We start from the raw sequence: 25,860 nt of genomic DNA on the forward strand, positions 1-25,860 counted from the left end.
CTCTCGCGAAACTTATTCGTCTTCGGCGTCGTCATCGCGCAGTGGCACGATAAGCATATCGACATGTACGGTATTGATCAGTTGGCGTGCTGAAGACATCAATTTGCTCCAGAAATCCTGATGATGACCGCATAATACCAAGTCCATATCATATTTCTTAATGGCATCAACCAGTACCTGGCCCAAATCGCCGCTACCGCTGAGGGTTTGCTCAATTGGGTAGCCCGCATTTTGCGAAAGCTCAGTTAATGCATTATGGGTTTCTTCAGAGATACGTTTTTGCATATCACCAAGATTAACGTCGATCAGACCGGTATAGAGGTCTGAGTAGTTAACATCAACATGGATCAGGGAAACTTTGGCATTGTACGGTCTGGCCATGGAGACCGCCTTTTCCACCAATACCTTACTTTCTGGAGATAGGTCAACCGCAATCAGAATGTGTTTGTAAGCCATAAGTAAACTCCTTCCATAATGTTAATTAATGGGTAAGCAAACATTCAACCTGTTGAACGGGTGCTAACACGGTATCTGCATACTATCATTATGACCCCTAACTGAAGTGTTTCACGGATCACAACGCACTGTTTTGATGATGATCACTAAAGCATCCGTATGTCATTTTGCACCAAATTGCACCAATAAGTGATGAGATTCGCCCGTTAATTGCCTTGGCGCACGGTGAGAATACTTGAATTTAAAGCAGATCATTATCTTAAGTATAGCGCTGATAAATCATCATGATTAACGGAATTTCATATTTGTGATGCAAATATAATTTACAAAAAACAGCAGCCAAATTTATGTAATTCAGTTAAGAGAGATTAATATTTAAGCGGAATTTGTATGGGTTACGAGCATTTATCAGTGACAGATATTCGATATAAGTTAGTGCCAATCGATAGTTAACAAATGCCTAAATAGGCTTAATTTAGAGATTATCAGGCTATTTTCCATTTCATTTCCTACACTGATAAAGGGAGTCCTACACGTTCGGATACTGTGTCGAACGAACAACGTATCGAGCATAGTCAGAAAGCGGACGATAGGGGGTGTTTTTTGAGGCCCTGGGGGTGTTTGTATCGGCTAGAGTAAGCGATGGCACAGAGGTTCAGGTGATTGACCCAATGTGTGAGATATCGCTGGGAGGATAATTATGATCAGTACCGTCGCGCTTTTTTGGGCTTTATGTGTGGTATGTGTGATTAATATGGCACGTTATTATTCATCTCTGCGTGCTTTGTTAGTGGTATTACGTGGCTGCGACCCGTTGCTGTATCAATATGTTGATGGTGGTGGCTTTTTTACCTCCCACGGTCAGCCGAGCAAACAAATTAGATTAGTGGGTTACATCTTCGCCCAACGTTATCTTGATCACCACGATCCTGAGTTTATTCGCCGCTGTGAGAGGCTACGTGGGCAATTTATACTGACCAGTGCATTATGTGGATTGGTAGTGGTCAGTCTGGTGGGTTTAATGTTGTGGTATTAGTATGAATTATTGGCAGAGAAGCATTTAAAAAGGCGACCTGATAAGGCCGCCTTTTTTATTTACCGTAACCGTTCAATATGTTTACTGCCCGGTCTTATCACAGTGCTAGGTTGAGGCGCACTATGATAGTAATACGTTTCGCTGGGTTTAAATGAATCTTAGAGCCACCCAGTACAACCCACCGGAAAGAAGAATAGATATTGGTAAGGTTAATACCCACGCCAACATAATGTTCTTCACCGTTTTACTCTGAACACCACCGCCATCAACCAACATGGTCCCGGCAACTGCGGAAGAGAGCACTTGCGTTGTCGATACTGGCATACCGGTATAACTCGCAATACCGATGGAAACCGCCGCAGTCATCTGGGCAGAAACCCCTTGCGCGTAAGTCATGCCTTTCTTACCGATTTTCTCACCGATGGTGACTGCCACACGTTTCCAGCCAATCATGGTACCCAAAGAGAGGGCCAGAGCGACGGCAACGATGATCCAGGTCGGTGCATATTCCACAGTTTCCAACAAATCTGTACGCAGATTATTGAGGAAACGGCGGTCTTCAGCACTGGTTTCAGGCAGTTTGGCAACAGTCCCTGCGGTTTCGGCAACACACATCAGCAAGCGACGCATATGGCTGCGTTGATCAACCGTCAGATCGTCATAGCTTTGCAGATTAGCCAGCAACGTTTGGGCATGATCAATGGCAATCATGGCGCGTGAGCTATCACAATGGAACTGTGCCGGTGTATTCGGCAATGTTTCTGGTGCAGGTACCAGCGGTTTCAGCGCGACAGCATGAGGTAACACCTCAACATGTTGCTGATAATATTGTTGCAGATGGGTCACTGCATCGCGGGTGCGGGCAATATCATAACCGGTTGCATTCATATTCACGACGAACCCAGCCGGAGCCACGCCGATTAATACCAGCATGATCAAGCCAATCCCTTTCTGACCATCGTTAGCGCCATGAGAGAAACTCACACCGATAGCCGATAGAATCAGCGCAGTACGGGTCCAGAAGGGCGGTTTACGTTTACCGTCTTTCTTTTCACGTTCAGCAGGTGTCAGGTGAATACGTTGCTGTTTCTTGGACCCGTTCCAGTAACGACGTAGCAGGAACACCATCAAACCGGCAATAACCAGACCCACAATTGGGGATAAGATTAATGACAGGAAGATTTGAATCATCTTAGGAACGTTCAGTGCATCTACAACAGATGTACTGGTCATTAATGCATTGGTTAAACCAATACCGATGATTGCACCAATTAGCGTATGAGAGCTGGAAGCCGGGATACCGAAATACCAAGTGCCCAAATTCCAGATAATCGCCGCCAGTAGCATAGAGAAGACCATAGCCAACCCATGCGCCGAACTGACGTTTAACAGCAGATCAGTAGGCAATAAGTGAACGATAGCATAAGCCACGCTCAAACCGCCCAGCATCACGCCGAGGAAGTTAAACACCCCTGCCATCACAACAGCAACCTGTGAACGCATGGCACGGGTATAGATTACGGTCGCGACCGCATTGGCTGTATCATGAAAACCATTGATGGCTTCGTAAAACAGCACGAACAACAAAGCAAGAACTAACATTAGGCCGGTATGGAAATCCAGGCCAGCGAAAAGATGTAGCATAAGCGTTACGCCAGTTTGTGGACATGAACGCGGCGCATTATCAGTGACAATGGGGGGTGGGGAAAAGGAAAATATGACCTTTTTTTGACATGACCGCAGACGAATTCGTCTTATTGAGCAACATATGCATGTTATATCAGCAGGTTACTTAGTTTTACTGTATGAGACATTTTCTTACTATAGCGATATTCCTGCGAGCGACTTACAATCTCCCGCCGCCAATTTGTCGGTTGAATGCGCTAAATAATATAATAATCAGCCAAAAGCGGGCAATTTTGCAGCGATGATGATTTTACTCAGTGAGGCCAAGTGTGGAACAGTTTGATGTGGTAGTGATAGGTGCAGGTGCTGCGGGGCTATTTTGTGCCGCTCAGGCTGGACAAGCCGGATGTCGGGTGTTGTTGGTCGATAACGGCAAAAAGGCGGGGCGCAAAATACTGATGTCTGGTGGTGGCCGCTGTAATTTTACCAATCTCTTTGCAGAGCCTGCCGCGTATCTGTCACAGAATCCTCACTTCTGTAAATCTGCCTTGGCGCGTTATACCCAATGGGATTTCATCGATCTGATGAATCGCTATGGCATTGCCTGGCATGAGAAAGCGCTAGGGCAGTTGTTCTGCGATGACTCTGCTCAGCAGGTGGTTGAACTATTACTGAAAGAGTGTGAGCTGGGGCAAGTCACGATTCGGTTGCGTAGCGATGTTTTGTCGGTTGAAAAAAGCGGCACCGGTTTCGTATTACAAATTAATAATTTGGAAGTGAGCACTAACTCACTTGTCGTCGCCTCTGGCGGACTCTCTATGCCCGGACTTGGTGCTTCACCGTTCGGCTATAAGTTGGCAGAACAGTTTGGCTTGAAAGTCCTCCCTACCCGTGCGGCATTAGTCCCGTTCACCTTGCACAAACCGCTGCTGGAGCACCTGCAAACATTATCTGGGGTTTCCGTGCCTGCGGTGGTCACCGCCGAAAATGGCGTTAGCTTCCGTGAGAGTATTTTGTTTACTCACCGTGGGCTTTCTGGCCCAGCAATTTTACAACTTTCAAGCTATTGGCAGGCTGGTGAGTATGTGAGCATTAACTTACTTCCTGATACTGATTTAGATGATTTTCTAAACAGTGAGCGAAAAAACCACCCTAATCAGACACTGAAAAATACTCTGGCTCAACGGTTACCTAAGCGGCTGGTGGAGTGCCTTCAGACCTTGGAGCAACTGCCAGACGTTACCCTGAAGCAATTAAACGCGCCGCAGCAGGCCGCGTTAGTCGCCAATCTTCAACAATGGCGAGTGCAGCCCAATGGCACCGAGGGCTACCGTACTGCTGAGGTCACTCTTGGTGGTGTTGACACCCAAGAGCTCTCCTCTAAGACAATGGAGGCCCATAAAGTGCCTGGAATGTACTTTATTGGCGAGGTTGTTGATGTCACTGGCTGGTTGGGTGGCTATAACTTCCAATGGGCCTGGAGCTCTGCCTGGGCCTGTGCGCAGGCATTGGCGGTTGTTCTGGAATAATAAAGTTTGTACACCAAGCTATAGTTAGTCCATCAAGTGGGCTTGTTGCAAATAATGAGCGTCGGTGATTTTACTGATAGATGAGCGGGATAATTAAGCTAAAACCGCCTCAATATGAAAGAGCCGATTCATAAAGGCGGATCTTTCCCGCACTCGACGTTCAGGCTCGTCACGGCGTAGCCAAATATCAAATTGACCTTTATTCAGTCGTCGCAATGTTTCAACTCCCTGAAGCGTTGACCCGGCAAGGTTTGGCCGTTTGAAGCCCCCGCCCGCTTTGACTAATTTTTTGATGGGGGCATATTCAATAAACCAACGGTAAATGGTAGAGCGGTGAACGGAAACCCCACGCTCTGCCAGCATATCGCTGACATTGGCATAACTCATCGGGGTTGAGCCGTACCACCGTAAGCACCACAGAATGATCTCGGGTGCAAAATGTTTTCATTTGAAATCGCTAGGCGGCCAGGTGGGTTCACTGAAGAAGGGATGAATAGCCTCAGCTTTCATGGTCACTCCATTTTTTGCAACAAGCCCGTCTGAGCGTGGTGAATTATATCACTTACGTGCGACGCAAAAAATCAGCAATGAAACCCTGCAAAAATTGTTGCATGATTTAGATTTGCTGGAAGCGTTATTGATTGAGAAGGAAAGTTAATTTTTCTTCGGTCGGTCATCTTAAGTGATCCGGCTCCTCTCATATTTGGCAGGCAGTTAATATGGCTCTGCTGCGTCTTAATACAACACAACCTTTTCTTGTTATACATGCAACCATCCGTCAGTGTTGGGGCACCCCCTTGTTAATAAAACATCAACTCATTGGTTCTTATTAATTTTATTAAACCTGAATAAGATGGGTTCACTAATTGTTCGGGGCTGTCTGATGCATCATAGGTAATGAAACTACCGATCAGTGTCGAATCTAGCAATATAGATACGGTAGTTTATCGTTACTCACCTGATTCCGTGGGGGGGTAGGAAACTAACACTAAAAAATTTTCGTCACTCTACAATATCAAACGAGATTTATGCAATATTGATTAAATCGCGAGGTTATGTGACGGTATTTTTAATCGGCTGAATATAATAAATTGCGTAATTTTTTTTGGACGAAATCACTAAAAACACCCTCGAGTCATGGGTTCACGCGGGCATCCGCACTACCACAAACGTTCAGGATTATTGCGTGGATTAATATCCTGTTTCAGTTACTGTTTCCTTTGAGTTTGGCATTTTCATCTACGGTTGTCGCGTCTTCTTCGTATACTTCGCAAGTCAATACGGTTACAGAGTCTTATATTTTGCAGACCGGTAAAAACATTAATACTGTCGCCAAGTTAGGGGATGAAATTGATGTTTCCGGTAAGCTGCCTTCGTTATCCATTAGTGATGAAAGTTATTCACATGCTGATATTCACATAAATAATAAGCTGGCCGGTTATGCCCAGACCGGTGCTGTCGCATTATCTAATGGCAATGCAGTAAAATCTGGTGAGCGCATGCTCAACTCAGCTGCCAACAATGAATTAAACAACTCCACGCAGCAGTTGCTGAGCCAGTTTGGTACCGCCCGGGTACAAATGAATGTTAATGAAGATTTTAAGCTGGATGGCAGTATGGTCGATGTACTGGTTCCACTTTATGATAATCAGAAATCCCTACTTTTTACCCAATTGGGTGCCCGAAATAAAGACGATCGTAACACCGTTAACGTTGGTGCTGGAGTGCGTACTTTCCAGAATAGCTGGATGTATGGGGCTAATGCGTTTTTTGATAATGATGTTACAGGCAAAAACCGGCGGGTTGGGGTAGGCGCAGAGGCTTGGACCGACTACCTGAAGTTCTCGGGTAACAGTTACTTCGGTACCACCGATTGGCATCATTCACGGGATTTTGCTGACTATAAAGAACGGCCTGCCAACGGCTATGATGTGCGGGCAGAAACTTATTTACCCTCTCATCCCCAACTTGGCGGCAAGGTCATGTATGAAAAATACCGTGGTGATGATGTGGCCTTGTTTGGCAAAGATAACCGCCAGAAAAACCCCTATGCCATTACTGCGGGTGTAAATTACACCCCTATACCATTAGTAACTATTGGAGCTGAACATCGCGCCGGTAAAGGCAGTAAAAACGACAGCAACATTAACTTGCAGCTAAATTACCGACTGGGTGAATCTTGGCAATCTCATATCAGTCCATCAGCCGTGGCAGCAACGCGCACTTTGGCGGGTAGTCGTTATGATTTAGTCGAGCGTAACAACAATATTGTGCTGAATTATCAGGAACAGAAGGTGATACACCTGACCCTTCCGGCTATGATAAGCGGTGAGGGGGGGACAAGCGTTCCATTGAGTGCAGAGGTATTCACCCGACATGGCCTTGAGCGTATTGAGTGGGACAGTTCTGCCTTGATAGCGGCAGGAGGTTCTCTCTCACCGGTATCTGCGCACGCTGTTGTAGTAGGATTACCATCACATCGGCTAACGCGGAGTGGTAGTAATGCCTATACGTTAAGTGCAGTGGCTCATGACATCCAAGGTAATGTGTCATTACGTGCGACAGCGCAGATCACTGTTATGCCTAGCACTGTTGCAGCAGTGAACCTGACGGCGACTGCCGATAATGAGGTTGCCAATGGCATTGCCACCAATGCAGTGAAAGCGATAGTGATGGATGCGGGCAATAACCTTGTACCGGGCCAGGTGGTGACATTTACCGCCAGTAACGGGGCGAACGTGACGACGGTGATTGGTACTACTGGCGTAGACGGGGTTGCCACGGCGACACTGACCAATATGAAGAGTGGAATAAGCGCGGTCACCGCCACGGTGAACGGCAGTAGTCAGACGGTCGACACCACTTTTGTGGCGGACGGCAGCACAGCGGAAATCACCGCAGCCAACCTGACGGCGACTACTGATAACGAGGTTGCCAATGGCATTGCCACCAATGCGGTGAAAGCGATAGTGACGGATGCGGGTAACAACCTTGTACCGGGCCAGGTGGTGACATTTACCGCCAGCAACGGGGCGAAAGTGACGACGGTAATTGGTACTACTGGCGTGGACGGGGTTGCTACGGCGACACTGACTAATACTGACTCGGGGATTAGTGTGGTCACCGCCACGGTGAACGGCAGCAGCCAGACGGTGGACACGACCTTTGTGGCGGACGGCAGCACCGCAAAAATCACCGCAGCCAAGGTGACTGCCGATAGAAGGGTGGCCAACGGCACGGCCACCAATGCGGTGGTAGTGATAGTGACGGATGCCGGTAACAATCCTGTCGCAGGCCAGGTGGTGGCATTTACCGCCAGCAACGGGGCGAAAGTGACGGCAGTCATTGGTACTACTGGCGTAGACGGGGTTGCCACGGCGACACTGACCAATATGAAGAGTGGAATAAGCGCGGTCACCGCCACGGTGAACGGCAGTAGTCAGACGGTCGACACCACTTTTGTGGCGGACGGCAGCACAGCGGAAATCACCGCAGCTAACCTGACGGCGACTACTGATAACGAGGTTGCCAATGGCATTGCCACCAATGCAGTGAAAGCGATAGTGACGGATGCGGGTAACAACCTTGTACCGGGCCAGGTGGTGACATTTACCGCCAGCAACGGGGCGAAAGTGACGACGGTAATTGGTACTACTGGCGTGGACGGGGTTGCTACGGCGACACTGACTAATACTGCGCCGGGTGTCAGTGTGGTCACCGCCACGGTGAACGGCAGCAACCAGACGGTCAGCACCACCTTTGTGGAGGATTCGATGTTTACCGGAATAGCCGTTAACGGCCATGTGTTCACTGTAAACGATGAATTTCCAAAAACAGGTTTTACCGCGGCTACCTTCATACTAAATATGAACAGAAATGCGAGCGACTTCACCTGGAGTTCCAACCAGCCAGGGGCTGTAAACGTCAATGGTGGCGGTCAAGTGAAGCTCAACAGCAAACCTACGGGGCCAGTGACCATTACGGCGACACCCAAGGATGGAGGCAGTCCACTAAGCTATACATTTGCTGTGCAGAAATGGTTTATACATAACGGTAGCACAATGGCTGTTTGGTCAGATGCTGTGGAATTCTGTAGTCTACAGCTGGCGTCTCAGCCATCACGCACTGACTTGAGTTCTACCAACTACTCATTTGGTACCCGTTTGGTGGGTTCATTGTTCGATGAATGGGGGCGAATGGATAACTACACTGGTTCCGGTTTTATCGGCACCCTCTACTGGACGGGCGACACTCCTGACCCCAGCACTGGTTTCCACTACCTTGGCGACTCGATCGCGGGCGTTACCAATAGCTACAGTGACGCCGATATTCCTAGGCATGTAATGTGTCGTCGATAGAGTCTTGAGTTTTTAAATTTGGTTTTGCTTTTCTGGTATTCCCCCGCGTTTAGTGGGGGAAAGGTCAGTGGCTTTGTGGCGCTAATACTCCGTCGGGTAACATGCTATTTTTTTGATGATGTTATCGGGCTTGTTGCAAAAAATGGAGTGACCATGAAAGCTGAGGCTATTCATCCCTTCTTCAGTGAACCCACCTGGCCCCTAGCGATTTCAAATGAAAACATTTTGCACCCGAGATCATTCTGTGGTGCTTAAGGTGGTACGGCTCAACCCCGATGAGTTATGCCAATGTCAGCGATATGCTGGCAGAGCGTGGGGTTTCCGTTCACCGCTCTACCATTTACCGTTGGTTTATTGAATATGCCCCCATCAAAAAATTAGTCAAAGCGGGCGGGGGCTTCAAACAGCCAAACCTTGCCGGGTCAACGCTTCAGGGAGTTGAAACATTGCGACGACTGAATGAACGTCAATTTGATATTTGGCTACGCCGTGACGAGCCTGAACGTCGAGTGCGGGAAAGATCCGCTTTTATGAATCGGCTCTTTCATATTGAGGCGGTTTTAGCTTAATTATCCCGCTCATCTATCAGTAAAATCACCGACACTCATTATTTGCAACAAGCCCCCTAGGCCAGATAAACCTGTTTCCCTGTACGATAATGACTGGGGCCACTCCCCGGATAGATGCAGATAATTTGGGTTGAAAAACGCGATAACTGCAGATTTTTCCATTTATAAATGCAGGCTGTTACAGGTAGCGAAAGTGACAGCAGTGTTCATTCAAGCCTGCTTTTTTTGAAAATCCGAGAAAATAATAACTCAAAAGTTCCCAATCACTCGATTAGTGTACAAACTTTAATATACCGAGTCGGACTTATGTACAAACTTTATTTTTCCAACACAGCGGTTATGCAGAAACAATAAAGTCTGTTCAGTGACGCTAGAATTCGAATAGACTCGATTTTAATGACATTAAAGTTTGTTTTTTAGCTTTATATCAATAAGTTGGATTTATTTGCCACCATGCTAATTTGACGTGGCTAGAACGCTGATTGCAGTATTGAAGACAATATTAATTGTTTGTAGTTAGGGTTTATGGTTAGGAAGTTGGTGTAATAAGGATCACTCCAAGTGATCCTTAACTGATTAGCATTACGCCTAATGGGGGTGTTTTTTATTGTTCCCCCCCCTATATTCCCGAACAAAACTCGGAAAGGTCTACCCCGACACAGATTAACGCCTAAATCCTCCCTCGGCCGAATTTTTTAAAAGACAATAAAACATTTAGAAAGTATCTTGATTAAGGTGCTCATTATTCTGCGTTATCTATCATTAATAACATCATGATAAAAATCGTTATTCACTTCTGGAGAGATTTATGAAGGCGCTTTTACTGAAACAGTTACCACGGTGTAAAGCATTACTGGCTCTGATGGTTGTTGGAGCCTGCGCTCTGCCTCTTGGCTTCCCGACGATCAGTATGGCTGCCGCACCCACGCAGCAACAGACGCAGGTTCCCGGTTACTATCGTATGGCATTAGGTGATTTTGAAGTCACAGCCATCTATGACGGTTATGTAAAGCTGGGTACCAATCTGCTGAAGGATATCAATGAGAAAGATATCCAGACGCTGCTGTCCAGTATGTTTATTGATAGCACCAACGGGGTACAGACTGCGGTAAATGCCTTCTTGATCAATACCGGAACCAACCTAGTCTTAGTTGATGCCGGCACCGCACAATGTTTCGGGCCGACACTGGGTGCTGTGGTCGATAATATTCGTGCTGCGGGTTATCAGCCTGAGCAAATTGATACTGTATTGCTGACCCATCTACATCCCGATCATGCCTGTGGTATTAACAATCAGGGTAAAGCCGCATTCCCTAATGCTACTGTGTATGTGTCAAAAGGGGATGCCGATTTCTGGCTGAATAAAGACGTCGCCAGTAAAGCTACGCCAGAACTGCGCCCAATGTTTGAAAAATCAATGGAATCGGTTGCCCCTTATGCGGCAAACAATAAATTAAAAATTTACACTGCTGGTGACACCTTATTACCAGGCGTCAAAGTGGTGCCAACGCCGGGCCATACCCCAGGGCATACTTCATATCTTTTCACCTCAAAAGGCGACAACTTGCTGGTGTGGGGCGATATTGTACACAGTCATTCCATCCAATTTGCGCGCCCGAATGTCTCTTTAGAATTTGATACGGATAGCAAACAGGCAGTGGCCACGCGCAAAGCTATCTTTGCCACCGCCGCTAAAGACAAACTGTGGGTGGCGGGCGCTCATCTTCCGTTCCCTGGTTTGGGCCATGTCCGGGCAAATAAAGTTGGCTACACTTGGGTGCCGATAGAATACAGCCCGATGATTGAGAAGAAATAAGGCAATAACACTAAACTGACCATAGTGAAATCTATGGTCAGTCTTATTTTATCTGATCTATCATGGAGTTAGTGCGGCATGACTATCAACGCAATGCCTGAAGAATATTATAGGCAGCTTGCACGCGAACAGGATTAGGGTAATTCTTGTTAGCTAACATCACTATGCCAATATTTTCCTCTGGGATGAAGACAATATAAGCCCCAAAGCCATTGGTAGCACCGGTCTTATGCACCCAGGATGCCCGTGTTGCCGGGTGTGCTGGCAGCAATTGCTCAACTTTACGCGGTTTCAACGCGATATCATTGCCACTGTCGGCGATAACCTCCTGTGGGTTGATAGGCCAGTTATACATTTCCCATCCCAACCCCTGGAACATCTCCCCCGCCTGGAAATAGCGAGACTGAGCCGCGATGATGGCTTTCTTTAACTTATCGTTTTCGGCAGGTAGGCTGTCTGGGTCCATATTGGCCTGCATATATCTCACCATATCTTTCGTGGTGGTTTTTACCCCATAAGCTTCCTCACCCAGCATGCCCAATGTAACGCGTACTGGCTGGCCATCCTTATATCCCCATGCATAGCTTGACTGCATCGATTCAGGGACAGTGATAAAAGTATGTGTCAATTTTAATGGCTGGAATACATACTTTTTCATGTAGTTTTCGAAGGTTAATTGGCTTCTTTTCACCGCCAACGCCCCGAATAAACCAATACTGGCATTGGAGTAATTGCGCATCACTCCAGGTGCCCATTGTGGCTGCCATTGCTGATAATATTGCCATAATGATTTTTGGTCTGTAACCGAATCGGGCAGTTGAAGAGGTAGCCCCCCCGCAGTGTAGGTTGCCAGATGCAGCATTTTCACATCTTGCCACTGACTACCCGTTAGCTCAGGAGCATATTCCGTCACTGGATCATTAAGGTTCATAATGCCGGTTTGCATGGCATATTCCCCAGCTATTCCGGTAAAGGTCTTACTTACTGAACCGAGTTCAAACAGCGTATTCTCAGTGACTGGGATATCTGCTTTTATATCCGCTACGCCATAGTTAAAAAACTGTGGCTTTCCGTCATAAAATACAGCGACGGCCATGCCGGGGATATTCTGTTGTTCGATCAACGGCTTAAGGGTGTTATTGACGATAGCCGCAACCTGTTGCTCCGTAAGTATGGTTTGTGCCGAGGTATAAAATGGCGAAGTTGCGATAGCGGTAAAGACCAAGGTATTGATTACAGACTTTTTCAACATTAGAAAATCTTCCTTAGATTGATAAACAACAAGCAGTGTGTCTCCTTCTGCGTCGCTGATTTTGCGATGATTGACTATGGATAACAATCGATTATATTTAGTGTTTGATAATAGAAAATCTAACAGATAATCCTATGGTACGCAGTTATATTCCCCTAAATTCACTTCGCGCCTTCGAAGCCGCAGCCAGACAGTTAAGTTTTACTAAGGCTGCTATCGAATTAAACGTTACCCATGCAGCAATAAGCCAGCAGGTCAAAGCGCTGGAACAACGCCTCAATTGCCGTCTGTTTATTCGTATTTCACGCGGATTAGTGTTAACAACCGAAGGTGAGAATCTCCTACCGATCCTTAATGATTCCTTTGATCGTATCGCTGACACGCTAGACCGTTTTTCCGCTGGGGTAATGCGTGAGAAAGTCAGAGTAGGTGTGGTTGGGACCTTTGCAACCGGCTATCTCCTGCCGCGCCTGAGGGATTTTCAACAACGTTATCCACATGTGGATGTTTCACTTTCAACGCATAACAACCGTGTTGATGTGGTGGCTGAAGGGCTGGATTATGCTATTCGCTATGGCAATGGTGCCTGGCATGATACTGAGTCGCAATTTTTATGCGATGCGCCACTTGCACCTTTGTGTGCTCCCTCGTTAGCGGGATGTTTACACCAGCCTGATGACCTGCAAAAATTTACGCTGCTTCGTTCCTATCGTCGCGATGAGTGGTCGGCATGGTTTAGTGCGGCTGGAGGATGTGTCCCTTCACCTTCTCAGCAAATAATGGTGTTCGATTCTTCGGTGAGCATGCTGGAAGCGGCGCAGGCAGAGATAGGCATTGCGCTGGCTCCACCGTCCATGTTTACGCATCTGTTACTCAGAGAACGTATCATTCAGCCCTTTAGCACCACGATTAGCCTGGGTGGGTATTGGTTAACTCGGCTACAATCGCGCACAGAAACTGCCGCGATGCGGGATTTTTCTCTGTGGTTATTATCTGAGATGAAATCTGAACTCAGCCTTGGCAGACCACTAATTTAGCAACCACTGATTCTATTCAGAAACCAGTATACCAACGCTACATTTTGGCAGCGAAGAATATAGGTTTCTGTTATTTCCTCCCTCTAGCACAAATTTCCCTCAGTATTTGTGCCGAATTCAGCATGAAGAGTAAATAGACTATAACGTGGCTGGTATATAGAGAATTGCTACAGATAAAATACATGCATGACTGATAAAATCCCCACCTTAATGATGAGTAATAAAGGCGGGGATTTTACTTTGTTGTTTAAATAATTATTTATAGGTTACTTGAGTAATCGCGAAAGTTTTTTCTTTATTAAGATAATTAACATTCACGTTAAATAATTTACTTTTTACGTTCAACGCTGCATTTAATAATGATCTTTTAGGATAAATGCCTGCTTGTGGTTTTACAAAATCACCCGTTCGATATGTAGGTTCTACTATCATTCCAGAAAAACTAATTTGGCCACTCGCTTGCACTATATCTGTAGTGAGTAGAATAAAAATTGTCACGATTAATTTTGATATCATTGAACACCTTCCATTATTTAGAGGATAGTCAACATCAATTTATAAAACGTTACAATTTCAATATAGGTCAAAGAGCGAAAAATTTCCACTGGCGATACAATTATATATAAATTTATATAAAAATCTGTACGATAGCGAATCAGAGAGACTTTTTTGAATAAAAATCACAGTATGTAATGGATGTTGTAATTTAGTTATCCTATAAATTTACTGCATTATCCATAATATGAAATTTTTCATGTCTATTATTACTTGACAAACTAGTAATATACATGATGCAAAACTCAATTATGTATTGTTTTTAATTGCCATAAGGTGATTTACTTATTAGACAGTAAATCTCTTTAACTTATAATAGAGAGCGGTCAGGCTAGTTACTTGGTGTTTTTTGAATATATTCATTTTATGTGCACTTATCGCGGCCTTACTGACATCAAAGAGTATTGAAATTTTTTCACTCGACATGCCAATCAGTAAACATGGTAAGATCTGTTTCTCTCGCTTTGTGAGCTTTAATGATTTCGGTTTTGCTCGCGGATAAATCGTAGATGAATCACTTAATGAATAATCAGTACAATATAGACAACCGCAAAGGACAGTCTCTATCTCTGGGACGGATGTTGTTTTGCATAGGTAGACAATATCTGTTTTTTTTGAAAAGAAATAATCGTCTGACAAGCCACTTTCTTTAGAGTAAAGGATAAGACTTTTCTTCTTTATCGTCTGGTCAATCAATTTAAAAAATCGAAATTGATCAAACATAGATATATTATCGATATCAAAAATCACTACGGGATTAAAAGAATTTATAATTAGAGATTCAAATTCAGTTAAAGTGGTACACACTTTAATAGTGTCACTGATCATACCCTGACGGCTAATAATAATTGGTTCGATGATTTGTCTTAAAGCAAACCGAATTAAATCACTACCACTGTATATAATAACATCTCTCATAAATCACCTTTTACATTTAGATTATCTAACGATTAATCGAATAAACAAACAGTTAAACGCAAATCAAATATCTGGTGTGGATCAAAGAGTATGCGTTGAGACCGTCCCTGGTCTCTTTATCCATCCTGGTTTAATAGTGGTTAATCGTGAAAATAACTACCCTTTAGAACAATAAAAAATAACAGTAATGCTCAACGGCCTCAAACCACATGTGTATTAAGTTCAAGGTGATTTATCAATAGTAACTTTTACCTTACGCCATGGAAAATTCATTTCCCCATGGCGAGGCTAATAACACTATTTAACGTAATTTATTAATAATAGTTAATCAAAAATACTACTTTCCCATCGGCTCTTCCTGGCGAGACTGTCGATGCTGTTTGATAATATCGTGCAGATAACGGTATCTTCACTGATTGTTGACTACTGGTGAGAGATACTGTGATATTTTTGGAAAAATCCAAAAGAGACGGTGAACTTGTCGCACCATAACCCAATTGTATTCCGACGCCTTTTGCAGCTGAAGCATTAGAACTGTCGATAGCAAAAATACCATTACTCGAATTCAATATTGCTGTCGCTGGGGTCAATTTGACACTTAACGTATTATTGATAGGCTGACCCACTGTCGTAACACCACTTCCCGGCGAGGTATTGTAGGAGCTATTATTAAAATACCCATGGAAAACGGGACAGTTCGTCAGGTTAATTGATGCATCTTTCCACGGTGTGGTCGATCCAATCCCGGTAAAATATTTACTCACCTCAAAAGACCCCATCGCAACATTCACATCGGGGGTAGTGCAGGTTTGAGACACAATATTCAAGCTACCACCAAAACTGAGGTTATAAATCGGTATCGGTGTACTATTTGTAAGCGTCGGGTCCGTCGAAAGATTTAATCTCACGCGCGGCAAAAGAGCACCGTTAATCGTACCAGGAGAAACAGGGCCTATTTTTATCAGAGACAGTACCGCATTGATTCTGACGTTAAAATTGAAGAAAGAATCTCCGGAATAAGTCGTTGTGTAGGCGACCGTTGGTAATGCTTGGTTGCTCAAATCGCTCGACACAACAACCCCAATACCAGGAACCTGGGTCTGATAAACACGATTAGGGAAAGGAGTACCGCTCCAATTGGCTATCGTGGGTGTACTGGTATATTCAAGAGTTTGAGGCGCGTTAAAAGACCCCGCACCGCAAGTAAACGCATCTGTCGCGGTACCCGGATCTCTGAAATCAAGCCGATACACCACCGTTCCATTCGGCATATCAGGCCCGACAGTAATACTGGCGGGCGACAGGGTGGCAACAAAGGTCCGCGCCGGTGTGATTTTAGTCGTACACGTCGCCAAAGCCAGTGCGTATTGACTGCAACTCAATAATGCGCCCAGTATGATTATTTTATTAATATTATTCATGATATCACTCACTTTTTATGGTCGTGGCTCGGCGCTCATCAACCTGACCCTGGGGCACACAGGTCGAGGTAAACCGCATCATCGCGCTGGCTTTACCGTTGGCTAATTGCGGCGGCAGAATATAGTTCAGGTAACATTGCTGCCCGGTACCTTCACCCCAACTGACTTGCAAACGGCCACGCTCCTCGCTCACCCGCGCATAAATCTGACCACCCTGACCGACAGAACCCACTACCTGACCTTTGGTGTCTAACACTTGTGCGCCAAACGGCACCGGCTCGCCATCTGACTGGGTGGCATTCACCAATATCGGATAGCCCTTGGTACTTTTATATTTCACCATCACCACCGCACCGGCATTCGGCGCCACTTTCTGACTGGTGGATTCCAGCTCCACGTCATAAGAGGTCCCCTTCGGATCGATGGTTATCTCATTCATCTGATAGGCACTCAGATACGGCACCACGGCATAACCCCGTGAATCAATTTTCACGCCGGAGTAACCGGACACTTCGGCCCCTTCAGCGCCCTTAGCTTCCACCACCGCAAAGGTCTCACTGCTGTACGGCGTTAATGTCACGCCGCCGGGGTGGGCAATCATGCTGCCTGAAATGCCGACCGAGCCACTCTGATAGTCGCGACCGCCACCGTAAGACGCCATACTGGTGGCTTTAGAACCGCGGTACTGACCATTGACACTGCCACTGGCCCCCGACCCGCCGTTGCTGTTCATGGCGGTTGCCCCATAACTGAACTGGCTTTGCTCGCCAGCACTGCCTGAAACCGATGCCTGTTCGCCCCAGTTGCCCTGACCATTGCGGTTCATTTCCAGTCGCATTTGCGGCACGTTCTGCTGGTCATTACGCCCCAACGGGAAACTCATACTGACCAGATAAGTATTTTGCATCTCGCCAAACCCGGAGCGGCTGCGATTCACGCTGACGCCGTAGGTCATGCTTTTATAGTTGTTGCTGTAACCCACCTGATACTGCTGGTCACTGCCACCTTTATTCCAGTAATCCTGCAAAGAACCACTGATATACATCTGGCCCCAGCCGTCCGGTAATCCCTGATTGGCGGTCACGGTTAAGCGGTTTTTTGCCCGGTAGATACTGTTGGCGTCATAGCCCTGACGTTCGGCATCAAGGGTTTGCATCGCCGTGGCGAAATCGAGATAGCCCTGAGTCGAAAAGCGGTGCGCCGCCACACTCAGGTTACTGTTGGTTTCAGCAATCACCTTGCTGTAACTGACCTGATAGCTTTGGCCACTTTCATTGCCGTTACGCAGGCGGGTATTGGCCTGGGTCACGTCGACCGCCACCGCCCCAATCGGGGTACTGAACGCAGTCCCGACCTGCACGGCATAGTAGTCTTCACTGGCCTGCGCCCCGGTATAACCGGTAATGCTGTTGTTCAGACCACGCTGATAGGTTCCCTGATAAAGACCCGGGGTAAAGGAGAGCGAATCATTGCGCACTTTACCCACCGTCAGGCTGTAGCGCTGCGAACCGGGGCGCAGCAATTGCGCCACTGCCGCAAACGGCACCTGGAAATTCTGTGTGCTGCCGTCGGCTTCACGCACCGTGACATCCAGATTGCCGCCGTAACCGGTCGGATAGAGGTCATCAATGATAAATTCGCCCGGCGAAACCGTGGTTTCATACAATACCTGACCACTCTGGCGCACGGTCACCAGCGCATTGGTGCGGGCAATCCCGCGCACTTCCGGCGCATAGCCACGCAGGGACTCTGGCAACATGCGGTCATCGGTGCTGAATTGTGCTCCAGTGAAAGGCACGGTATCGAATAACTGCCCGGTGGTATTGGATTGTCCCAGCAACACCCGGCCCAGCGCAGCCGGGACATCCCGCTGCACATAACTGTTAATACTGGTGTATTTGCTGTCACCGTCTTCTTGCCAGTTATACGAGCCGTTATGACGGAAATACCATGAGCCGAGGTTTAGCCCGGTGTTAATCCCGGCAAAAGCCGAGTTAAATGTCTGTCCGTTGGCGGAGGAGCTGTAGCCATTGAGTGAATAGCCCAACATCCCTGACGTCACGCCGCTGTCCCACAACGCGGGGTTGACGGTGCCACGGGCGGTACGGAGTAACAATGCCTGGGGAATAGCGATATCCAGCCGTTGTTCGCCGCTGTCAAAAGCCACCTGGGCATCGGGGAGCAGCGACGCCAGATCAACACAGCCGTCCTCTTTTTTCAGCGGGGCCAGTGATTCAGGCGGCAATGCTTCTGTCTTGAGATTAAGACTGGCAATGACCGACGAGGATAAGCAGGCATGGACACTTTTATCGTCGCGGGCCTTAAATTCCACATTCTCATTGCCAATCAGGGTATTGTTTAAATAAATGTCAGCCCGGTAAGTGCCGGGTAACACGCTGCCCCCTTTCGAGAAGCGGCTTAAATCAATGCCGGAACCACCGTGTTCGGTATTGAGAAAGATACTGTCAAACTCGGCCGACTGGGAATGGCCAGTCTGAGGGGAGGCGTTGGCCTCAACGCTCTCAACAGCCAAAACAGTCGGCGATAAAAAAGCAGCAATAAGGGCAGCCGCCACGGGCGTTAAACGACCACTACGGGCAGACAATTCTGCAGAGAATGTGATTGCAGGGTGTTTCATTATTCAATTATTCCGTAGTGTACAGACGTATTCCGCCCCCACGAAATAAATGTGGTCATCAGCGGACGCTATGTAGGGCTGTTATTGATAAATTAAATTAAGGTTTAATGGGCTGACTCAGTTTATTGAGTGCGCCATAATCATTAATAAATTCAAAATCAACGCTATTGCCGGCGGTATTTCCCGGTAACGAAAAGGTCAGCGAATTATTAGGGCTAATCATTTGGCCTTCAACCGGCGCTGTTTTACTGCCCGTTATCCCCACCGTGACCAAAGAAACATGAAACGGTGTCGGATTGGTGGCTTTAAGTCCGCCGGGGACTTTGGTCCAGACTAAAGATTGTGCGGCATCATTAGGATTACCGACCAAACCGGTAGGACGGAAGAACAATTTAATACGGGAGCGGTAGGCCATCTGTAAATAGTTCTGGCTGCTACCCGCATCCGCTTTAGCCGGTATCTCTAATACATTTAACCAAAAAACAGATTCTTTATCTTTTGGTAACGCCGCACCGGTATAACTGATGCGCAGTGTCTGGCTTTTATTCGGCTCAACCCGGTTAATCGGTGGTGTCAGTACAAAAGGCACTTTTAATGTTTCCGGGCGGGCATTCACATCCCCGTTGTCAATCCAGCTTTGTAATACCACCGGGCCGGTGCCGGTGTTATTAACCTTTACCGTCACTTCTTTTTGTTTTTCCGGATAAATTACCCGGGTGCCGGTAATAACCACACTGGCCTGAACAGAGCGTCCGACAAATAGAATCAAGAACAAGGCTGAAAATACAGTTAATAAAAGACGGTTAGTGCTGTTCATAACAACCTCGACACTTAATAAATGTGTGCATGCTTTAATTTTAGTGCTTATCGTCAAAAAGGGCAGATATCTGCCCTTTTATATTTCTGTGTTACTCGTACTTATTTGTATTGAATAGAGTAAACCACGTTGCTGACAACAGTACCGGCAGTGGTTGCGCCATCAGCATAATATTGAACCGCATACGGCAGTGTTGCAGAACCCGTAGAAGCATCAATATAAGTGGTGCTGGTCGTCTGGTTGCTGTTACCGGCTTTAATTGGCGCCATGGCGTTAGAACCGTCCAGCAGTTCCAGGCTAACCTGACCGGCAGTACCGCTTACATTTTTCAGGTGACCGGTAACCACATCGACACTTGGGCCTGCTTCAAAGAAAGCAGAAACTGTTTTCAGGGTGCCAGCACAGTCGCTCAGCGCCATGTTAAAGCCTGTGCTACCAGCAACCTGGTTAGCAGAAGTCAACTGGTTGGTACCGACAGTTGGCAGTACTACTGTTGCGTCTGCACCCTGGCCGTCGACGGATACGTCACAAGTAGACGCTGTCAGTTCACCGTTAAACGTGATGGTACCGGTAGAAGCGGCTTGAGCAGCGTTAACACCCGCGAATGCAGCAACGATTGAGGCAATAATAGCTAACTTTTTCATTTAAATTTCCAATTAGTAATAGATGTATGAGTTAAATAACTCGGTACTGTTGTGTGTTAATTCGATTGTGGTTATCCCACAAGAATCCATTAGATATTTATTTATCGCTGCTGGGCAATAAGACCAGTTGATGAGTTCTTTTAACAATCCAATAAATGTCGAAACTCAATGTGTATGCTTGGTAGCGAAAACGATACTTTAAATATCTTTTAATAGTAGGAGTAAAGCGGGTTTCTAATATTCACAATGTCCGTACTGTATATAAAGCATTTTAGAAACTTGAAATGTCCTTATCGCTGTACTCTCTTGCTATGGATTGAAGTATACGCGATCGATTCATCTAGTAAACATCGATATCACAGATCAATGGTCTGCAAGCAATGTTTGTTTGTAGTGTATTATGCTAAATACTGTCTTTGCCGAAGATTTTTAGATCGTCTACATATAGAAAAGTAACCGTTAATGTGGATTAAGATCATTTTAGCAGCTTATTATGTTTTTAATTTAAAGAATTAAATAATCCATTTCCATATAGAAATGAAAATAATCTTATTATTTCGGTAATTAAACCTACGAATTAAAAATAAAATTCCTACACCATTGTGGGAATTCGATTGTTTATTGGTCTTTTTTAGTTTAATAACCCCGCAGCCATCTCACTTACTTCTCAGTAAATAAAATCTAACATGCTGTTTTATAATTAATAAGTTCAGATCAACGGGTGAAAACAACTATTAAGAGACATTTTAAAGTAAAGCTCCGATAGGAAACCACGCTGAATCGCTAAATGCACTCTCTTCACAGTACTTATTACACTTAAAAATACAACATTAATAAAATAAAAATCCACAAAATCAAAAAATAAAGAAATTAAAAGCTAGGTAAACTAACCTTGATTTTTAGAATAAATGGCATGCATATGATAATCATTATCATTCATGGCGAAAGGTCTGGTAATATAGATAATGACGGGGGAATGGCAGTATATAAATTGCTGGCGCTAGACCTATATAAAATGAAACATATAAAAATCACTGCTTACATATAGAAATATGACTCACCACAGAATACGTACTGCAATTTTAATATCATTAAATAATGTGGGTGTTTGTATCTGTGGGGAGTTAATAACTATCTGAAGTTTATATATTCATTAGTGAGTTACGACCAAAATTGCGTCGTATACCCGTATATTAGCCTAATATCAAAGGTAGGAGCTATGCAGTATTGAGCTCATCTGCTATTGCAGCAAAAACATAAATTCAAAAATATTTTCCTTTGAGTGCATCCAAAATGATCACCTGAACGTCTCTATCAGAGTAATCAAACACACAACAAGGATATCAACGATGAAACTCCGCTTGCTACCTGCAATGATCGGCTTACTGGCATTCTCGGCTCTGGCTTCTGATGTCGCAGTAAAAGAGACTACGTTAGGACAAGTTTATACCGACAGTAAAGGTATGACCCTGTATACCTTCGATAATGACAAGCAAGACTTGTCCAATTGCTACAAGGATTGTGCCAAGGCTTGGCCACCGTTGTTGGTAAAAGATAATGCCACTCAACTCCCTGGGCTGGATAAAATTAAACGTGCGGATGGTAGTCTGCAATGGGCACTGAACCATCGCCCACTTTATCTCTGGCATAAAGATCTACAGCCTGGGGATATTACCGGAGCGGGCTTTAAGAATATATGGTCACTTGCCCGTGCAGATAGGGCGCCGGTCAAGGTTTACACCACCGATTCCGGCAAGATTTTAGCCAATAAAGACAATATGTCGCTCTATACCTTCTCTAAAGACAGCAAAGGGATATCGGTATGCTATGAAGATTGCGCCGCAAATTGGCCGCCATTAGCAGCCCAAAAAGATGACAAAGCCAGTGCGCCGTTCAGCGTTGTTGCACGTAAAGATGGTACCTATCAGTGGGCCTATCAGGACCAGCCTTTATATTCTTGGATTAAAGATAAACAACCCGGTGATATCACGGGTGATCAGATAAAAGATGTCTGGCATCTGGTTCATCTTTAAATAACGCGTTTGAGGTTATTGTGGTCACAGCAAATGAAGAACTACAGAAACTTTTCTCTCGGGTCAAGCTGAGAGACAGGCAGGCTTTTGAAACCTTATATAGCCAAACTAATCGCAAGTTATACGGCTTGATCATGAAAATTGTGGCTGATCGAGATATTGCCGCCGAGCTATTACAAGAGGGGTATCTCAAAGTCTGGTTTGCTGCTGACCGCAGCCCAACGACTTATCCCTGGGCCTGGATGTGTCAATTAATGCGTAATCTGGCTATTGACCATGTCCGACAGCATGGCCGTCATCATCCTATTTTTGAAGAGGCAGACATGTTATCGGAAGTGGGGAAAGAAGATGAAACCGATACCGCAGCTCACCTTGCCATTTTAAATCGCTGTATTTTTTCGCTGACACAAGAAAAAAGGCAAGCGATAAGGTTGGCTTATATCCATGGTTACTCCCATGAGGAAATTGTTGAACGATTGGCGCGTCCGTTGGGCACGGTCAAATCGTGGATACGGCGCGGTCTAAAGGAGTTAAAACAATGCATGGACACTTAACTCCGGGTCGATATCGCAATTTAGTCATCCGGGAACATCTGGTGAGTCAGTATTTACTTGGCACATTATCCCCCAAAACCAGAAAACGTCTTGAATCTCTGATGGCGGAAGATGAAAGCTGGTATGAGCTGGTTATGCAGTGGCATTCACGTTTAAGTGGACTGGAACCAATGACATCAGATAAGCCCCCTTCATGGGTATGGAAAAATATTCAGACCACATTGGGACAACCAGTAAAACCGGGGTTGTGGGCATGGTTGGGGCCAAGAAAGTGGCCAACATTGTCGCTTGCTTGCGTGGCACTGTTATTGCTGTTTTCCAGCACTATGTTGTTTATGGCCAAGCCGCAAGTCGCCATGCCCAGCTATATCGCAGTTATGTCGTCCGCAGAAAAGGCCGACCACTTTGTCCTGATGGCTTACAAAGGTGACAAACCAGGGGAATCAAGTATTCGCTTGAAATGGAATGCCCGTCATCAGTCAACCGATGCAGGAATGGAAACAGCCATGTTATGGGCACGAAATAAAGATACCGGTCAGACGGTGTTATTAGGGCGATTTACTGATTTAACTGTCCCTAAATTACTCACGCCAACGGAATGGAATACTGTCAAAAACAGCAGTGAGCTTTTCATTACGGCAAATAATAATCCTGCAAGCAAGGTTCTGTTCAAAGGTACCTGTATTGAACTGTCTGCTTCAACGGTATAACGATGAGAATAGTTGATGAAAATTAGAAAGTTAATCATTGGCACACTGAGTATCATGGCATCGGCGCTGTCCTACGCCAGCGGCCAATTTCTCGATACTAATATCATCCATCAACCCAACGATGGCGTGGTTCGCGTCTATGGGCCGGGCGGACCTCACACCGCGTTGATAAAAGCCGCAGAGAGTTTTCAGCAACAGACCGGACAACGTGTGGAAATAATCTACGGGCCAGAGGAGAAATGGTCAAAAGATGCCCAGCAACGTGCTGATATTATTTTCAGTGCTTCAGAGCAATCGATGACGGCGTATCTGGAGAATTATCCTTTTGTGGCCAGCAAGGATGTTGTGCCGATGTTTATTCATCCGGCAGTGATTGCAGTAGCAAAAGGTAATCCTAAAAATATTAAGAGTTTTGAGGATCTGATCAAACAACCGGTCAAAATTGTGGTGACCGAAGGTAAAGGAACCTACAACACCTCAGGTACCGGTTTGTGGGAAGATATTGCCGGGCGTTTGGGCCGGCTGGAAGATATCAAACAAGTACGGTCACATATCGTGGCCTATGAGCAGGGGAGTGGTGCTGCATTTAAGGCCTTCCAACGGTTAAAAGCAGATGCCTGGATCACCTGGAGTGACTGGCCGATTGCTAACGCGGATAAAGTCGATATGGTGACTATTGAGTCGGAAAGACGAATTTACCGCGACTTCAATATGGCAATTTCACCGAAAGCAGATATAGGTGCGGCGCAATTCATGGCTTATTTGACTACAACGGAAGGCGCTAAGTTTTTCACCAATGAAGGATGGCTGCGATAGAATTAATTGCTTTATCTGCACAATCCTTAAAAGGCATCTGTCATTATCAAGAACCAGTCCTCGGGCTGGTTTTTCTATTTTTGCGCTGGGGGTTGCGTGCCAGCCAGACTCGGCATGGCGTGGCGCATAATATCTAAAAATGCCCGTAATCTTGCTGGGTAAAAACTGGCATGGGGATAAACCAGATAGATGGGCAAAGGTAATCCGTGCCAATCGGGAGTTAGATGTACTAACCGCCCTTGTGCAAGATCTTCGCTTACCACCCACGTTGAGGCGATTCCTACCCCGACCCCCGCGAGTGCGGCATTACGTAAGGCATACAGACTGTCGGTACTCAATTGTGGCTGGATAGAAAATCGATGTATGTCACCACTCGTCTGATGATTTAGGACGACTTCATTACGGTAAAAGGAGCTTAATGCCAGCCAGCGTAAATCCTGCAATTGGTCAGGATGTAGCGGTAGCGGCTTATCATTGAGCAATTCAGGCGCGGCGACGACAATACGCGGCACCTCGGCCAGCAGAATCGCAATCACCGAAGGATCGGTGACGGCCCCAACTTGAATGGCGCAATCAATACCTTCCACGATGAAATCCGGGCGGCGATCATTTAGCATCCATTCCACAGACATTTTCGGATAACGGCCTAAATAGTCTTTAAGCGGTTTGATTAATTGATCTTGCCCGAACGCGTGCGGCACTAAAACTCGCAGTACTCCTCTGGGCTCGTCCGTGGCCCCGCGCAGGTCATCCTCCATCCTATGCCAGTTTTCAACCAGTGCTTTAGCATGGGAATAGCAGCGTTCGCCATCGTCGGTGAGCTTCATAACATGCGTAGTGCGCTGCAATAATTTCAGACCAAGCAGGCGTTCCAGTGTCTGTAACCGCCGGCTAATCGTCGGCTGGCTTGTACCCAGGCGTACTGCTGCTGCCGATAAACTACCAGCCTCAACGATGCGGATAAATGTCTGCATTAACTCTATACGATCAATGCCAGTCAAACCGAGTTCTATCATACGTTAAGCGTATAACAGTTTTACTCTTTAGGCGACTACCAACACATGTCTACTCAGGC

Annotated in this window: 22 protein-coding genes; 11 read left to right on the top strand and 11 right to left on the bottom strand. The window is 46.0% G+C overall.

Annotated features, from left to right (window positions below; genetic code table 11):
• Positions 1-12: 12 nt before the first annotated feature.
• Positions 13-456, bottom strand: a complete 444-nt coding sequence (gene uspA / locus V1953_RS00590) for a universal stress protein UspA (RefSeq protein WP_083161333.1) — start codon at positions 454-456, stop codon at positions 13-15.
• 700 nt (positions 457-1,156) lie between these two features.
• Here uspA and uspB point away from each other — a divergent pair.
• Positions 1,157-1,492 carry a universal stress protein UspB gene (gene uspB, locus V1953_RS00595; protein WP_005187112.1) on the top strand — a complete coding sequence of 112 codons (336 nt, stop codon included), beginning with the start codon at positions 1,157-1,159 and terminating at the stop codon, positions 1,490-1,492.
• A gap of 147 nt (positions 1,493-1,639) precedes the next feature.
• Here the strand turns inward: uspB and pitA are convergent, their stop codons facing one another.
• Positions 1,640-3,136, bottom strand: coding sequence for an inorganic phosphate transporter PitA (gene pitA, locus V1953_RS00600; RefSeq protein ID WP_083161331.1), 1,497 nt, complete (start codon positions 3,134-3,136; stop codon positions 1,640-1,642).
• 311 nt (positions 3,137-3,447) lie between these two features.
• Between pitA and V1953_RS00605 the strand changes: the two genes are divergently transcribed.
• A complete protein-coding gene (locus V1953_RS00605; RefSeq protein ID WP_372568472.1) occupies positions 3,448-4,647 on the top strand; it encodes an NAD(P)/FAD-dependent oxidoreductase in 1,200 nt (399 codons plus the stop codon).
• A 93-nt stretch (positions 4,648-4,740) separates the two neighbouring features.
• On the opposite strand, the gene V1953_RS00610 is transcribed toward V1953_RS00605, so the two are convergent.
• Positions 4,741-5,073, bottom strand: a complete 333-nt coding sequence (locus V1953_RS00610) for a hypothetical protein (protein WP_442851289.1) — start codon at positions 5,071-5,073, stop codon at positions 4,741-4,743.
• 82 nt (positions 5,074-5,155) lie between these two features.
• Here V1953_RS00610 and V1953_RS00615 point away from each other — a divergent pair, with 82 nt between their 5' ends.
• The 4 genes from V1953_RS00615 to V1953_RS00630 all read left to right on the top strand — a co-directional run bounded on the left by V1953_RS00615 (position 5,156) and on the right by V1953_RS00630 (position 11,390).
• The gene (locus V1953_RS00615) at positions 5,156-5,305 is read left to right on the top strand and encodes a hypothetical protein (protein ID WP_193784877.1); all 150 of its coding nucleotides are present in this window, start codon (positions 5,156-5,158) and stop codon (positions 5,303-5,305) included.
• A gap of 643 nt (positions 5,306-5,948) precedes the next feature.
• Positions 5,949-9,005: an inverse autotransporter beta domain-containing protein gene (locus V1953_RS00620; protein WP_442850558.1), complete on the top strand. Its 3,057-nt coding sequence runs from the start codon at positions 5,949-5,951 to the stop codon at positions 9,003-9,005.
• Between the two features lie 236 nt (positions 9,006-9,241).
• Positions 9,242-9,574, top strand: a complete 333-nt coding sequence (locus V1953_RS00625; protein ID WP_442851290.1) for a hypothetical protein — start codon at positions 9,242-9,244, stop codon at positions 9,572-9,574.
• Between the two features lie 808 nt (positions 9,575-10,382).
• Positions 10,383-11,390 carry an MBL fold metallo-hydrolase gene (locus V1953_RS00630; RefSeq protein ID WP_083161321.1) on the top strand — a complete coding sequence of 336 codons (1,008 nt, stop codon included), beginning with the start codon at positions 10,383-10,385 and terminating at the stop codon, positions 11,388-11,390.
• Between the two features lie 85 nt (positions 11,391-11,475).
• Here V1953_RS00630 and ampC read toward each other — a convergent pair whose 3' ends face one another.
• Complete coding sequence (gene ampC / locus V1953_RS00635) at positions 11,476-12,642, bottom strand: class C beta-lactamase (protein ID WP_083161319.1); 1,167 nt, start codon at positions 12,640-12,642, stop codon at positions 11,476-11,478.
• 134 nt (positions 12,643-12,776) lie between these two features.
• Between ampC and ampR the strand changes: the two genes are divergently transcribed.
• A complete protein-coding gene (gene ampR / locus V1953_RS00640) occupies positions 12,777-13,679 on the top strand; it encodes a LysR family transcriptional regulator AmpR (RefSeq protein WP_083161317.1) in 903 nt (300 codons plus the stop codon).
• A gap of 255 nt (positions 13,680-13,934) precedes the next feature.
• Here the strand turns inward: ampR and V1953_RS00645 are convergent, their stop codons facing one another.
• The 6 genes from V1953_RS00645 to V1953_RS00670 form a co-directional block, all read right to left on the bottom strand.
• A complete protein-coding gene (locus V1953_RS00645) occupies positions 13,935-14,195 on the bottom strand; it encodes a hypothetical protein (protein WP_442850559.1) in 261 nt (86 codons plus the stop codon).
• 327 nt (positions 14,196-14,522) lie between these two features.
• Complete coding sequence (locus V1953_RS00650) at positions 14,523-15,152, bottom strand: LuxR C-terminal-related transcriptional regulator (protein ID WP_442850560.1); 630 nt, start codon at positions 15,150-15,152, stop codon at positions 14,523-14,525.
• 314 nt (positions 15,153-15,466) lie between these two features.
• Positions 15,467-16,573 carry a fimbrial protein gene (locus tag V1953_RS00655; protein WP_442850561.1) on the bottom strand — a complete coding sequence of 369 codons (1,107 nt, stop codon included), beginning with the start codon at positions 16,571-16,573 and terminating at the stop codon, positions 15,467-15,469.
• A 4-nt stretch (positions 16,574-16,577) separates the two neighbouring features.
• Positions 16,578-19,211 (bottom strand): fimbria/pilus outer membrane usher protein, encoded by a 2,634-nt coding sequence (locus V1953_RS00660; RefSeq protein ID WP_442850562.1) that lies wholly within the window; start codon positions 19,209-19,211, stop codon positions 16,578-16,580.
• Positions 19,212-19,308: 97 nt separating this feature from the next.
• The gene (locus tag V1953_RS00665; protein WP_442847457.1) at positions 19,309-20,028 is read right to left on the bottom strand and encodes a fimbrial biogenesis chaperone; all 720 of its coding nucleotides are present in this window, start codon (positions 20,026-20,028) and stop codon (positions 19,309-19,311) included.
• A gap of 101 nt (positions 20,029-20,129) precedes the next feature.
• On the bottom strand, positions 20,130-20,672 hold the full coding sequence (locus tag V1953_RS00670) for a fimbrial protein (RefSeq protein ID WP_442850563.1): 543 nt from the start codon (positions 20,670-20,672) through the stop codon (positions 20,130-20,132).
• Between the two features lie 1,349 nt (positions 20,673-22,021).
• On the opposite strand from V1953_RS00670, the gene V1953_RS00675 reads away from it, so the two are divergent.
• The 4 genes from V1953_RS00675 to V1953_RS00690 are packed head-to-tail and all read left to right on the top strand — an operon-like array spanning position 22,022 to position 24,785.
• A complete protein-coding gene (locus tag V1953_RS00675) occupies positions 22,022-22,705 on the top strand; it encodes a hypothetical protein (protein ID WP_083161315.1) in 684 nt (227 codons plus the stop codon).
• 20 nt (positions 22,706-22,725) lie between these two features.
• Positions 22,726-23,259 (top strand): RNA polymerase sigma factor, encoded by a 534-nt coding sequence (locus V1953_RS00680; RefSeq protein WP_083161313.1) that lies wholly within the window; start codon positions 22,726-22,728, stop codon positions 23,257-23,259.
• Positions 23,244-23,969 carry a hypothetical protein gene (locus V1953_RS00685; RefSeq protein WP_083161311.1) on the top strand — a complete coding sequence of 242 codons (726 nt, stop codon included), beginning with the start codon at positions 23,244-23,246 and terminating at the stop codon, positions 23,967-23,969. The genes V1953_RS00680 and V1953_RS00685 overlap by 16 nt, the downstream gene beginning before the upstream one ends.
• 15 nt (positions 23,970-23,984) lie before the next feature.
• Positions 23,985-24,785: a substrate-binding domain-containing protein gene (locus tag V1953_RS00690; protein ID WP_442850564.1), complete on the top strand. Its 801-nt coding sequence runs from the start codon at positions 23,985-23,987 to the stop codon at positions 24,783-24,785.
• 74 nt (positions 24,786-24,859) lie between these two features.
• Here V1953_RS00690 and V1953_RS00695 read toward each other — a convergent pair whose 3' ends face one another.
• Complete coding sequence (locus V1953_RS00695) at positions 24,860-25,801, bottom strand: LysR family transcriptional regulator (protein ID WP_372568476.1); 942 nt, start codon at positions 25,799-25,801, stop codon at positions 24,860-24,862.
• Positions 25,802-25,860 lie beyond the last annotated feature (59 nt).

It is taken from the genome of Yersinia sp. 2541 StPb PI (assembly GCF_052217145.1).
In the GTDB taxonomy this organism is placed as follows: Bacteria; Pseudomonadota; Gammaproteobacteria; order Enterobacterales; family Enterobacteriaceae; genus Yersinia; species Yersinia enterocolitica_E.